Genomic DNA, 12,673 nt, shown 5'->3' on the forward strand with positions numbered 1-12,673 from the left:
GTTACCAGCGTTTCGCGGCGTCGGCGAGTTCCTCGCTGAGCATCTGCGCGCGATCCCTCGCGGCAGTGAGGTCGTCGGTCGGCGCGCACCGAACCTCGATGTAGGACTTGAGTTTCGGCTCGGTGCCCGACGGCCGGACCACCACGCGGATCGTGGTGGCGCCGTCGGTGTCGTTGTTGTCGCCGGTGAAGATCAATGCGTCGGTGCGCTGTTGGCCACGCCGGTCCAACAGGTCCTCGGTGGTGACGGCGAATCCGGCCAGTTCCGTCGGCGGGTCCGACCGCAGTCGCATCATCGCCGTCTCGGCGTCATCGACGTGGCGGGACACCGCCCGCGTGACGTGCACACCGTGGCGGCGGGCCAGGGCGTCCAGCGCGTCGAGCACGGTACGGCCCTGATCCTTGAGTGCGGCAACCAGATCGCAGGCCAGGACCGCCGCGCTGATCCCGTCCTTGTCCCGCACCGCGGCCGGATCGACGCAGTGCCCGATCGCCTCCTCGTACGCGTACACCAGCGTGGTTCCCGGCGCTCCCGCCCTCGCCAACCATTTGAATCCGGTGAGCGTTTCGACGTGGTGGGCTCCATGTGCGGCGGCGATCGCGGCGAGCATGCGCGACGACACCACCGTGCTTGCCACCGCGCTGACCTCGCTGACCGGCCCCGGCTCCAAATTGGACAGGATGTAATCACCCAACAGCCAACCGGTTTCGTCACCGGAGAGCATGCGCCAGCCGTTCGGGGTCGGTATTCCGACGGCGCACCGGTCGGCATCGGGATCCAGCGCGACAGCGACGTCGGCCGAAACGTCGGCGGCCAGGGCCAGTAGCTCGTCCACGGCGCCCGGTTCCTCCGGGTTGGGGAAGGACACCGTCGGAAAGTCCGGGTCGGGGCTGAACTGCGACTCGACCACGTGGACATCCTGGATCCCGGCCAAAGCCAATGCGTCCAGGGCGAACTCGCCGCCGACACCATGCAACGGCGTGAGCGCCACCCGCACCGAACCGGTGGCCCGGCGCACCCGCGCGACCCGCTCAAGATAGGACTTGACCTGCTCCAGGCCACCCGTTTGCACCCGGGCCCTGCGAATCTCATCGGCATGCGGTGCGCGGGCCACCGCATTTTCGATTTCGCGGTCGGTCGGCGAAATGATCTGCATGCCCCCTTCGAAGAACACCTTGTAACCGTTGTCCGACGGGGGATTGTGCGATGCGGTGATCTGGATGCCCGCGACGGCGGGCATGTGCTGCACGGTGAAGGCGACCACCGGCGTCGGGACGGCGGCCAGCATGAGCAGCACCTCGAACCCTTCGGCCGCAAGGACTTCCGCGGCGGCCAGTGCGAACTCGTCGGAGCGGTGGCGGGCATCGCGGCCCACCACCACCTGCGACCCGCCCAGGCACCGGTCCTTGAGGACCTGCGCCACCGCCCAGGTGGTACGCAGCACCACCGCCAGATTCATCCCGTCCGGGCCTGCACGCATCGGGCCGCGCAGCCCGGCGGTACCGAAAGTCAGCGGGCGGCTGAATCGTTGGTCGAGTTCATCGGGACTGCAGGCGGTCAGTTCGGCCGCGCTCTGCGGATCGGGGTCATGCGAAATCCAGTCGGCAGCCGCTGTCGCAATCGACGTCATGAGGCAAGTGTGCCCGCCCCGGGCTCAGAGTAAGCAAGCTTGCGCAGTACAGGTGCGACGAGCATCAGCAGATCGAACTCAAGATCCGTCAGGTTGTCGCGCATGGTGGCGTGTAACCAGGCGTCCCGCTCGGCGCGATCGGCCTGCAACAGCGCGGTGCCCTCGGCGGTGATGTCGATCAACTGGCGACGCCGGTCATTCTCGTCGGGACGCCGGACGATCAGGCCCCGGCTGAGCAGTTCGTTGATGCTGTCGGTGAGCGACTGCACCCGCACGTGCAGGCGCGCGCCGAGTTCGGCCGGGGTGGTGGTGCCGGTCCGGCTGACCTCGCCGAGGAGCTCCATCTGGGTGAGCGTCAGGCCGTGATCCGGGCGGTGCCGGCGCATCTGACGCGCCACCGCCATCATCGACTCCCGCAGCTCAGTGGCGGACGTTGCGATCATTACCAAGTTATACCTTGGCAACTGTCTGATGTCATGGCTATCAGACCAGCTAAATGTGTCCAGATGGCAAGCTTGTGCTTACAATATCGGAGTCTGGAGGTGGGATGCGCAGCGTGTTGCGGTGGGCTCTGCTCGTAGTGGTGACGATCGCCGTCACTGTTCCGCTCACCCTCATCGGCGTCCCGTCTGCCGCACTGTTCGCGGCGTTGGGCGTGGGAATCGCGTTGGCGCTGGCCTCGCTGGCTCCTGAGCGGGTATCTCGTCGCGGTGGCGTGGTGGCCCAGGGCGTGCTCGGCGTCTATATCGGCACGATGGTCCATCAGGACGCGGTCGACGCGCTTCATTCGGATTGGCTGATCGTGCTGGCGATCACCGTCGCCACCCTCTTGTTGAGCATTGTGGCCGGGGCACTGCTGGGTCTGCATCGCGACGTCTCGGCGCTGACCGGATCGCTCGCGTTGACCGCCGGCGGCGCGTCCGGTCTGGTGGCCATCGCCCGTGAACTCGGCGGCGACGATCGCGTCGTCTCCGTCGTGCAGTACCTGCGGGTTGCACTGGTCACCGGGACCATCCCGCTCGTGGTGACGCTGGTCTTTAAAGCCGACCGATCGCACTCGGCGGTTGCACCCGAAACCGAATCGGCACCTTGGTATCTCAGCCTGGCGATGCTGGTGGTCCTGGTTGCGGTCGGCGCGGTGGGCGGCCGGTTGATCCGGTTACCCGGGGCAGGATTGCTCGGACCGCTCGCACTGACCGTCGTGCTGCAGCTGACAGGTCTGTCCTTCGGGCTGAGTGTGCCGACGCTGCTGGTGCAGGCCGCCTACATGATGATCGGCTGGCAGGCCGGTGTGGCGTTCACCCGTGAATCACTGCGCGCCATCGGGCGCATCCTGCCGTTGGCCCTGGCGCTGATCGTGGTGCTCGGCGTGGCAACCGCGGGCCTCGGCGTGGTGTTGGCCAAGGTCACCGGCGTGACTCAGCTGGAGGGCTACCTCGCCACCAGCCCGGGCGGGGTGTACGCGGTGCTGGCCACCGCGGTGGAGACCGGGTCGAACGTCACGTTCATCATCGCCGCCCAGGTGCTGCGGGTGCTGCTGATGCTGTTCGCGGCGCCCCTGATGGCCCGAGGTATGGCTCGCCTCGCCGGGCGTCACGCTGTCGAAGAGCCCGTCGCCGCCCGGCGGTAGATGACCGGTTGGGCGGCAACGTCATTCGCCTTGAAGTTGGCCAGGACGAACGATCGGAACGTGCGGTCGAAGAGCAGGCTGGGCAGAAACTGCCTCAGCGTCGGCCAGCTGGCGTGGTTGACGATGCTGTAGTCGTCGCGTTCGCCCGGCAACGGACGCAGCAGTGTCGAGTTCGGCAGCGCGGTGTGCTGCTGGAACCACCCGGCGGTGTACTCCCACACGTCGTAGACGGTTTCGACGTCCTCGCAGAAGAAGTAGTTGAACAAGAACCAATGGTTGCTGCGGTGGTCGACGTCGGCGATGCGGGCTGCGTTGCCGGCCGCCACCCGATAACTGTGCCGCGCGCTGCGGTCGATCTCAGAAACCATGGTGCGGTAGGCGCCGTCGGTGCGGACCGCGTCGATCGCATCGAGGGTGGTGGTGCGCACGAGCACCACCACGTCGTAGCGGGCCGGCCGAACGTTTGCGCGTGCCAACAGTTCTGACCCCTCACCGGGCGGACGCAGCGTGCCGCGGAACACCACGGCCTCGGTGACGTCGTCGCGCTGGGACAGCTGCTCGGACAGCTTGGTGAGCCGGGCCAGCAGACGTCGACGCTTTTGCGACGGTACAGCGAGCGGGCCGGCCCAGCGGCCGATCTCGGCACCGAGAACCAGAAATCCGCTGCCGGTCGGTTGAGTCAGCTGGGCCGTCACGGCGAGCTGATCGTTGACGAGTTTCATTGCATTCCTTCCTGATTCAAATCGGTTTCAGCGGCGGTCGAGGCCGGACAGTCGCCAGGCGAGTGCGCGGCGTACGGCGGGGAACTTGCCTGCCAGGCGCATGACGCGGTTGCGGATCGGACGGCGGCGCGCGGAGGTGGTGGCCAGGTCGGTGAGCCGGCCGGCCATCGACACGATGCGTTCGGCGGTGCGGTGCCGGTCGGTGGCGTATTCGTCGAGCAGGCTCTCAGGTTCCCCGGCGAGCACCCGCGACAGGCGTTCCCCGAGCTCGACGGCATCCTCGATGCCGAGGTTCATGCCCTGCCCGCCGGCCGGTGAGTGCACATGTGCGGCATCGCCGGCGAGCAGGATCCGGTTGTCGCGGAACGAATCGGCGATGCGGTGATGGACGCGGAACCGGGAGCCCCACACCACGTTCTCGACGACAGCGGGGTGGGCGATGGGGCCGCGTTGGTCTAACAGGGATTGCACGAACGGGACGTCAGGATGCTGTGGCGCGTCATCCACGGTGGCGACGATGCGGTACATCCCATCGGGCAGCGGTGCGACGACGACCAGGCCGGCCGGGGAGAAGTACAGGATGACCTCGTCCGCCGGTACGCCGCCGGAAAGGTGCACGTCTGCGAGGACGAATGATTCGGCGTAGGTGTCACCGCTGAACACGATGCCGGCCTGTTCGCGGACCGTGCTGTGCATGCCGTCGGCCCCGATCAGGTAGCGGGCGCGGATCTCCTGACCATCGGCGAACGTGGCGACCGTGTGCGTGTGGTCTTGGCAGATCGCGGTCACGGTGGTGGGCCGGATGACCTTGCCGCCGAGCTCTTCGAGCCGCTTGAGCAGGAAGGCTTCGGTATCAGCCTGGGAGATCATCAGGGTGTAGGGGTAGCGGGTGGGCAGTTCGCTGAACGGCACCGCGATCAGGAGGTCGTCGCGGTCGCGGATGGCGAAGGTCGGGGTGTGCACGCCGCGTCCGACGAGATCGTCGACGACGCCGTAGGGCTCGAGCAGCTCGAGGGTGTGCGGGTGGACGACAGCGGCCCGCGACGTATTGGCTCCCTCGGCTTGGCTGTCGACGACGGTCACGTCGTGACCACGTTGGGTGAGCACGATGGCCGCGGTCAGCCCGACGGGCCCTGCTCCGACGATCAGGACGTCTGTGTTCATCTCAGCTCCTATGTCACCTGTTGGTCAACGCTTGTTGACTTCAAGGTAGGCGCGTACTGAGCTGATGTCAACACTTGTTGGCCTACACTTGGTGACATGAGACGACCGGCAGCCGAGACCAAGTCCGTCATCCTGGCTGCGGCGCGCGAGCGGTTCGCCGCCGACGGCTACGAGCGGAGCACCATCCGTGCCATCGCGGCCGACGCCGGGATCGACCCCGCGATGGTGATGCGCTACTACGGCAACAAGGAACGGTTGTTCGCCGCCGCCGCCGAATTCGACCTGGAACTGCCGGATCTGGCCGAGGTGCCGCGCGAGCAGATCGGTGCCGCGTTGGCCGCCCATTTCCTCGAACGTTGGGAGCGCGACGAGGCGCTGCTGATCCTGTTGCGGGCCGGTGTCACGAATGAGGCTGTGGCAGAACGCATGCGGACGATATTCGCCGTGCAACTCGCCCCGGTCATCGCGAAGACGACGGGCCAAGCGGCCGACACCCCGCAGCGCGCCAGCCTGGCCGCGTCGCAGGTGCTCGGCATGGCGCTGTGCCGCTACGTCCTGGCGTTCCCACCGTTGGTGGAGATGACCCGCCAGGATGTCGTCGACTGGATCGGGCCCACGCTGCAGCGCTACCTCGTGTCAGATTCGGGCAATGACTGACGCCAGCAGCGTGCCCATCCGGGTCGCGGACTGACGGCCGGCCTCCAGCACCTCGGCATGGCTCAGCGGTTGGCCCGTCATCCCCGCGGCCAGGTTCGTCACCATCGACACCCCGAACACCTCGAGACCGGCCGCGCGGGCCGCGATCGTCTCGTGCACCGTCGACATGCCGACCAGATCGGCGCCCAGGGTGCGCAGCATCCGGATCTCGGCCGGGGTTTCGTATTGCGGGCCGGGCAACCCGGCGTAGACGCCTTCGGCCAGCGCTGGATCGATCTCGCGGGCCAGCGCACGCAGTCGCGGTGAGTAGGCGTCGACCAGATCGACGAACTGTGCGCCGACCAGGGGGGACCGCGCGGTGAGGTTGAGATGGTCGCTGATCAGCACCGGTTGGCCGACCTCATATTCCTCGCGCAAGCCGCCGGCGGCATTGGTCAGCACCACCGTGCGCACACCCGTCGCCGCTGCCGTGCGCACCGGATGAACGACGTTCTGCAGGTCATGGCCCTCATAGGCGTGGATACGGCCGACCAGCACCAGGACCCGATGGGCGGCGATGCGGACCGAGAGCACCTGGCCGCCGTGCCCTGCGGCGCTCGGCGGCGTGAAACCGGGCACCTCCGCCATCGGCACCACCGCAACCGGATCACCCAGCTCAGCGACCGCGGGTGCCCAGCCGGAGCCGAGGATGACCGCGACATCGTGGTGGTCGACGCCGGTGCGCTCGGCGATCGCTTCGGATCCAGCCTGGCTGTCGGTCACGATAGGCGAGCTTAACCGTCACAAACGGCCAGTGAGATACTGCGAGAATGCCCACCGCCACCGCCTCGCTTGATGTCGAGGACGCCGTCAACCGGCGCCGTGGCGACCTCATCGAGTTGTCGCACTCCATCCACGCCGAGCCGGAGCTGGCATTCGCTGAGCACCGCAGCTGCGCCAAGACCCAGGCGCTCGTGGCCGAGTACGGGTTCGAGATGACCGCGTCGCCCGGCGGGCTCGACACCGCGTTCCGGGCCTCGTATGGCAGCGGGCCGCTGGTGGTCGGGGTGTGCGCCGAGTACGACGCGCTGCCGGAGATCGGGCACGCGTGCGGGCACAACATCATCGCTGCCTCTGCCGTCGGCACGGCACTGGCGTTGGCCGACGTGGCCGACGAACTCGGTCTGACGGTCGTGCTCGTCGGCACTCCGGCCGAGGAGTTCGGCGGCGGAAAGGTGTTGTTGCTCAACGCCGGAACCTTCGACGACATCGCCGCCACCGTGATGCTGCATCCCGGCCCGGTGGATATCGCCGCCGCCCGGTCGCTGGCGCTGTCGGAGGTCACCGTCGGCTACACGGGCCGGGAATCGCACGCTGCCGTCGCCCCGTACCTCGGGGTCAACGCCGCCGACGCGGTCACCGTCGCGCAGGTGGCGATCGGACTGTTGCGTCAGCAGCTGATGCCCGGACAGATGGTGCACGGCATCGTCACCCACGGCGGCGAGGCGACCAACGTCATTCCCGGCCGCGCCGAGATGCGCTACACGATGCGGGCCACCGACCTGGCGGCGCTGCACGAGCTGGAAGGCCGGATGGCCGGATGTTTCGCGGCCGGTGCGGTGGCGACGGGGTGCGAACATCTGGTGACCGAGTCGGCGCCGGCGTATGCCGAGCTGGTGCCCGACCCGTGGCTGTCGGAGACGATCCGCGCGGAAATGGTGAGGCTCGGTCGTGATCCGCTGCCCGAAAGTGTGGAAGCCAGTGTGCCGCTGGGCAGTACCGATATGGGCAATGTAACCAAGGTGATGCCCGGTATCCATCCGGTGATCGGAATCGACGCCGGCGGGGCGGCCATCCACCAGCCGGCGTTCACCGCGGCGGCGGCAGGGCCGAGCGCCGACAAGGCCGTCGTGGAAGGCGCAATCATGTTGGCCCGCACCGTGGTTCGATTGGCCGAGACGCCGTCCGAGCGGGATCGCGTGCTGGAAGCCCAGAGTCGGCGGGCAGCGTCATGAGTGCAGTGGATCTGGGCGCGATCACCGCCCGCTGGCTGAGTGCCCACTACGACGAGATGGTGTCGTGGCGACGGCATATCCACGCGCACCCGGAGCTGGGGCGCCAGGAGTTCGCCACCACGGAGTACGTCGCCCGCCTCCTCGCCGAGGCTGGCCTCAATCCCAAGGTCCTGCCCGGCGGAACCGGGCTGACCTGCGACTTCGGCCCCGAGGACGGTCCGCGGATCGCGCTGCGTGCCGACATGGACGCCCTGCCGATGGCCGACCGTACCGGTGCGCCGTACGCGTCGACCGTGCCCAACGTCGCACACGCCTGCGGTCACGATGCCCACACCGCGGTGCTGGTCGGCACCGCGCTGACATTGGCGTCTGCTCCGGAACTGCCGGTGGGCGTGCGGCTGATCTTCCAGGCCGCCGAGGAGCTGATGCCGGGCGGCGCGATCGATGCCATCGCCGCCGGAGTGTTGGCCGGGGTGTCCCGGATCTACGCGCTGCACTGCGACCCACGGCTGCGGGTCGGGCGGGTGGCCACCACGCCGGGCCCCATCACCTCGGCTGCCGATTCGGTCGAGATCACCCTGCACTCACCGGGCGGGCACACCTCGCGCCCACACCTGACCGGCGATCTCGTCTATGGGCTCGGCACATTGATCACCGGGTTGCCCGGGGTGTTGTCCCGTCGCATCGACCCCCGCCACGACACCGTCATGGTGTGGGGCGCGGTCAATGCCGGGGTGGCTGCCAACGCGATCCCGCAGATCGGCACCCTGGCCGGGACCATCCGGACCGCGAGCCGCGATACCTGGTTGACGCTGGAATCCATTGTGGAGGAAACGGTTACGGCGTTGCTGGCGCCGCTGAACATCGACCACAGCCTGAACTACCGGCGCGGTGTCCCACCCGTCGTCAACGAAGAGGTGTCGACGCGAATCCTCACCCACGCCATTGAGGCCATCGGCCCCGACGTGCTCGCCGACACCCACCAGTCCGGCGGTGGCGAGGACTTCTCCTGGTATCTCGAAGAAGTGCCCGGCGCGATGGCGCGGTTGGGTGTGTGGAGCGGCCAGGGTCCGCAGTTGGATCTACATCAGCCGACGTTCGACATCGACGAGCGCGCTTTAGGCGTGGGCGTGCACACCATGGTCAACATCGTCGCCGCTTCCTAGTTGTCTCGTCGCACCGCGAGCCTCACCTAGCACCGCGAGTGTGCGGGTCTGTTGCCCAACACGCCGCAAAACACCGGCAGTTCGCGAACGCACGTCGGCCGTGAGTGTGCGGCGATGAGTTTCCGAGCCACCGGCGGTCGATACGGAGATGACTGACGAAACGATGAAATCCACCTGCGTCATCGACGCGCCCGCCGAAACCGTGTTCGATGTGCTGGCTGACCCGACCACCCATCAAGCGATCGACGGCACCGGCTGGGTACGGGAGTCGCTCGACGGCAAGCGGTTGACCGAAGTCGGCCAGGTCTTCCGGATGGCGATGTACCACAGCAACTACGGGGGCATGCACTACGAGATCGCCAACCGGGTCGAGGTCTTCGAGCCGCCGCGCGCGATTGCGTGGCAGCCGGGCCAAGGCGCTGACGACGCCAATCTCGACTTGGGCGGGTGGATCTGGCGCTACGACCTCGAGCCGGTCGGCGACGACCGGACGGAGGTCACGCTGACGTATGACTGGTCGGCGGTGCCGGCGCACACTCGCGATCACATCGAGTTTCCGCCGTTCGACCGGCAGCACCTCGACAACTCCCTCAAGCACCTCGCCGGGCTGGCGCAAGCTGGGGTGTAGCTCCGCGGGCGTCCTCATCTGCACGAGCGTGCGGGTCTGTTGCCCGACACGCCGCAAAACACCGGCAGTTCGCGCACGCTCGCCGCTGGCGATTGTGCACAACCTGTCGGTTATCCACAGAACCTGAAATTCCTTCTTCCGAAGCGCCTGTGCACCATTGACGATCGTCGTCATGAACTCTCAGCTGATGCGGCTGCTCGACGGTCAGGACGGCGTGGCCACCACAGCGCAGATTCTCAACTGCGTCAACCGGCACGCCTTCGATCGAGCCGTGGATCAAGGTGTGCTGGAACGGATGTGGCAGGGCATCTATTGCCTGGGTGAGCAGACGGACGATCTGCGTCTGCGTGGCCTCGACTTGTCATGCGGCAGAAAGGTTCCGGTGTGTCTCGCCACTGCTGCTGCGATGCATGGCTTCGACACCGAGGGCGCGGCCGACCTTCACGTGCTCAATCCGCCCGGCGGCCAGCTGCGGTCGGCCGACGGGTTGAAGGTGCATCGGCGCGACGGCGCTCCGCTGACTGTCGTCGACGGCAGGTACGTCACGGCGCCGGCGTGGACGGCCGTGGAAGTGGCGCGGTCTTTGAAGCGGCCCCGTTCGTTGGCCACGCTCGACGCTGCACTGCGCAGCGAGACCTGCACGCGCGCCGATATTTGGCGCGCCGCGATCGAGCAGGCGGGGCGGCGCGGCATCGTCGCGGTCCGCAACCTGATCGCGCTGGCCGACGCGCGGGCTGAGTCGCCGATGGAGAGCGAGGCGCGCCTGGTCATGCTCGACGGCGGACTGCCCGTTCCCGAGTTGCAGTACGAGGTCATTGACGGGAACGGCAAGCTCAGGCGGCTCGACTTCGCCTGGCCGCAGCACCGGGTGGCTGTCGAATATGACGGCGTCGATTGGCACAGCGATCCCGAAGCGCTGCGCAATGACCGTAGACGCACCGCGGCGTTGATGGCCGTCGGCTGGAGCGTCATCGCGATCGTGTTCGAGGACGTGCATTACCGGCAAGGCGAGATGGTCGCGCGCATCAACGTGCAGTTGCGTGACGCTCGCGCGGCGTGAGTGTGCGTGAAATGCCGGGAAAATACGGCGTGTCGGGCAACAGACCCGCACGCTCGCCGAAACGACGTTACGGGCCGATGTTGCGGGCGGGACGGGTACGCAGGTCGTGCACGTACTCCGGCGGCGCGCCGGCGATCTCGGCGGCGTCGGCCATCACCCCGATGTAGCGGGCCGAGGGCAGGCCGCCCTCCCAGGCGTCGACGACGTACAACCACGCCAGCACCGGATCGGTGTCGGTGTCTGACGAAACCCGGTCCACCCGGCAGCGGATCTTCTTGTGGAACCCGAGTTCGGAACCTTCCCAACGGTCCAGGGACAGTTCGTCGGACGGGGTCATGTCGTAGAGCACCACGAACACCTTCGACAGCGGGTCCTCGACGACGGTGGCCAAGGCGCCTTCCCAGCCGATGTCCTCCCCACCGAAGGTCAGCCGCCAGCCGTGGAGCCACCCCGTTCCTGCCATCGGTGAATGGGGCGCCCGCTCGAGCATTTGCTCCGGATGCATGTTGGATCCATACGCGGCGTAAAGCGGCACGGTTAGACAGCTTAATGCGCAAAGTTCGTTAGGTTAGTGCCGTGGTAACCCGCATCGTGATCCTCGGCGGCGGCCCCGCCGGCTATGAGGCGGCGCTGGTCGCCGCTGCCCGCGGACCAGAGGTTGCTCAGGTCACCGTCGTCGATTGCGATGGCATCGGTGGCGCGTGCGTGCTCTGGGACTGCGTGCCCTCGAAGACGTTCATCGCGTCGACGGGTGTGCGGACCGAGCTGCGGCGAGCCCCCAACCTGGGGTATTCGCTGGATTTAGAGCAGGCCAAGATCTCCCTGCCGCAGATCAACGAGCGGGTCAAGACGCTGGCCGCCGCGCAATCCACCGACATCGCCGAGCGCATGCGCAGCGAGGGCATCGCCCTGATAAACGGCCGCGGCGAGCTGATCGACGACGTTCCCGGCATGGCGCAGCACCGCATCAAGATCACCGCATCCGACGGGCAGGTCAGCCAACTGACCGCGGATGTGGTGCTGATCGCGACCGGCGCCAGCCCCCGGGTGTTGCCCAACGCCGAACCGGACGGCGAGCGCATCCTCAACTGGCGACAGCTCTACGACCTCGACATCCTGCCCGAGCATCTCATCGTGGTGGGCTCCGGCGTCACCGGCGCCGAGTTCGTCAACGCCTACACCGAGCTCGGCGTGACGGTGACCGTCGTGGCCAGCCGTGACCAGATCCTGCCGCATGAGGACTCCGACGCCGCGGCGGTGCTGGAGCAGGTGTTCGCCGAACGCGGTGTCACGCTCATCAAGAACGCCAGGGCCGAGTCGGTGACCCGGATCGGTACTGAGGTGCGCGTGACCATGACCGACGGCCGCACCGTCGAGGGCAGCCACGCCCTGATGACGGTCGGCTCGGTGCCCAACACGAAGGGTCTCGGCCTGGACCGGGTGGGCATCGAGCTGGGGCCGGGCAACTACCTCAATGTCGACCGGGTGTCACGAACCACGGTGCCCGGGATCTACGCGGCCGGCGACTGCACCGGTCTGCTGCCGCTGGCCTCGGTGGCGGCGATGCAGGGCCGGATCGCGATGTATCACGCGTTGGGGGAGGCGGTGGCCCCGATCCGGCTGCGGACCGTCGCGGCCGCGGTGTTCACCCGGCCGGAGATCGCGGCGGTCGGCGTCCCGCAGGAAAAGATCGACGACGGGTCAGTGCCGGCCCGCACCCTGACGTTGCCGCTCAACACCAACGCCAGGGCCAAGATGTCGAGCCTCAGCCACGGTTTCGTCAAGATCTTCTGCCGCCCGGCCACCGGCGTGGTCATCGGTGGTGTGGTGGTCGCGCCGATCGCCTCCGAGTTGATCCTGCCCATCGCGCTGGCCGTGCAGAACGGCATTCCCGTCGACGACCTGGCGCAGACGTTCTCGGTCTACCCGTCACTGTCGGGTTCGATCACCGAGGCGGCGCGTCAGTTGATGAAGCATGACGACCTGGACTAGCCCGGCAGCGGGCACATGCGGGATGAGCCA

At 67.6% G+C, this 12,673-nt stretch carries 13 protein-coding genes; 7 read left to right on the top strand and 6 right to left on the bottom strand.

The window, feature by feature from the left end:
* Position 1: 1 nt before the first annotated feature.
* Together ABQF30_RS03795 and ABQF30_RS03800 are read right to left on the bottom strand one after the other, a co-directional pair.
* Positions 2 to 1,630: a phospho-sugar mutase gene (locus ABQF30_RS03795; protein WP_448461198.1), complete on the bottom strand. Its 1,629-nt coding sequence runs from the start codon at positions 1,628 to 1,630 to the stop codon at positions 2 to 4.
* Positions 1,627 to 2,073: a MarR family winged helix-turn-helix transcriptional regulator gene (locus tag ABQF30_RS03800; protein WP_448461199.1), complete on the bottom strand. Its 447-nt coding sequence runs from the start codon at positions 2,071 to 2,073 to the stop codon at positions 1,627 to 1,629. The genes ABQF30_RS03795 and ABQF30_RS03800 overlap by 4 nt, the downstream gene beginning before the upstream one ends.
* Positions 2,074 to 2,177: 104 nt before the next feature.
* Between ABQF30_RS03800 and ABQF30_RS03805 the strand changes: the two genes are divergently transcribed.
* Positions 2,178 to 3,260: an AbrB family protein gene (locus ABQF30_RS03805; protein WP_448461200.1), complete on the top strand. Its 1,083-nt coding sequence runs from the start codon at positions 2,178 to 2,180 to the stop codon at positions 3,258 to 3,260.
* Here the strand turns inward: ABQF30_RS03805 and ABQF30_RS03810 are convergent.
* Together ABQF30_RS03810 and ABQF30_RS03815 are read right to left on the bottom strand one after the other, a co-directional pair.
* The gene (locus tag ABQF30_RS03810; protein ID WP_448461202.1) at positions 3,224 to 3,982 is read right to left on the bottom strand and encodes a hypothetical protein; all 759 of its coding nucleotides are present in this window, start codon (positions 3,980 to 3,982) and stop codon (positions 3,224 to 3,226) included. The genes ABQF30_RS03805 and ABQF30_RS03810 overlap by 37 nt on opposite strands.
* Positions 3,983 to 4,009: 27 nt before the next feature.
* Positions 4,010 to 5,146, bottom strand: coding sequence for an FAD-dependent oxidoreductase (locus ABQF30_RS03815; RefSeq protein ID WP_448461203.1), 1,137 nt, complete (start codon positions 5,144 to 5,146; stop codon positions 4,010 to 4,012).
* Between the two features lie 96 nt (positions 5,147 to 5,242).
* On the opposite strand from ABQF30_RS03815, the gene ABQF30_RS03820 reads away from it, so the two are divergent.
* Positions 5,243 to 5,803: a TetR/AcrR family transcriptional regulator gene (locus tag ABQF30_RS03820; RefSeq protein ID WP_448461205.1), complete on the top strand. Its 561-nt coding sequence runs from the start codon at positions 5,243 to 5,245 to the stop codon at positions 5,801 to 5,803.
* Here the strand turns inward: ABQF30_RS03820 and ABQF30_RS03825 are convergent.
* Positions 5,783 to 6,565 carry a purine-nucleoside phosphorylase gene (locus ABQF30_RS03825; RefSeq protein WP_448461207.1) on the bottom strand — a complete coding sequence of 261 codons (783 nt, stop codon included), beginning with the start codon at positions 6,563 to 6,565 and terminating at the stop codon, positions 5,783 to 5,785. The two genes, ABQF30_RS03820 and ABQF30_RS03825, sit on opposite strands and share 21 nt — an antisense overlap.
* A gap of 47 nt (positions 6,566 to 6,612) precedes the next feature.
* On the opposite strand from ABQF30_RS03825, the gene ABQF30_RS03830 reads away from it, so the two are divergent.
* From ABQF30_RS03830 to ABQF30_RS03845, 4 genes are all read left to right on the top strand, one after another.
* The gene (locus ABQF30_RS03830; RefSeq protein ID WP_448461209.1) at positions 6,613 to 7,797 is read left to right on the top strand and encodes a M20 family metallopeptidase; all 1,185 of its coding nucleotides are present in this window, start codon (positions 6,613 to 6,615) and stop codon (positions 7,795 to 7,797) included.
* Positions 7,794 to 8,963 carry an amidohydrolase gene (locus ABQF30_RS03835; RefSeq protein ID WP_448461210.1) on the top strand — a complete coding sequence of 390 codons (1,170 nt, stop codon included), beginning with the start codon at positions 7,794 to 7,796 and terminating at the stop codon, positions 8,961 to 8,963. Before ABQF30_RS03830 ends, ABQF30_RS03835 begins: the two co-directional genes overlap by 4 nt.
* 148 nt (positions 8,964 to 9,111) lie before the next feature.
* Positions 9,112 to 9,591, top strand: a complete 480-nt coding sequence (locus ABQF30_RS03840; RefSeq protein WP_448461212.1) for an SRPBCC family protein — start codon at positions 9,112 to 9,114, stop codon at positions 9,589 to 9,591.
* Positions 9,592 to 9,763: 172 nt separating this feature from the next.
* Positions 9,764 to 10,651, top strand: a complete 888-nt coding sequence (locus ABQF30_RS03845) for a type IV toxin-antitoxin system AbiEi family antitoxin (protein WP_448461214.1) — start codon at positions 9,764 to 9,766, stop codon at positions 10,649 to 10,651.
* Between the two features lie 67 nt (positions 10,652 to 10,718).
* Here ABQF30_RS03845 and ABQF30_RS03850 read toward each other — a convergent pair whose 3' ends face one another.
* Positions 10,719 to 11,186: a gamma-glutamylcyclotransferase family protein gene (locus tag ABQF30_RS03850; RefSeq protein WP_448461216.1), complete on the bottom strand. Its 468-nt coding sequence runs from the start codon at positions 11,184 to 11,186 to the stop codon at positions 10,719 to 10,721.
* Between the two features lie 41 nt (positions 11,187 to 11,227).
* Between ABQF30_RS03850 and ABQF30_RS03855 the strand changes: the two genes are divergently transcribed.
* Positions 11,228 to 12,643 carry an NAD(P)H-quinone dehydrogenase gene (locus tag ABQF30_RS03855; protein WP_448461218.1) on the top strand — a complete coding sequence of 472 codons (1,416 nt, stop codon included), beginning with the start codon at positions 11,228 to 11,230 and terminating at the stop codon, positions 12,641 to 12,643.
* Positions 12,644 to 12,673 lie beyond the last annotated feature (30 nt).

The organism is Mycolicibacterium sp. XJ870, from assembly GCF_053483975.1.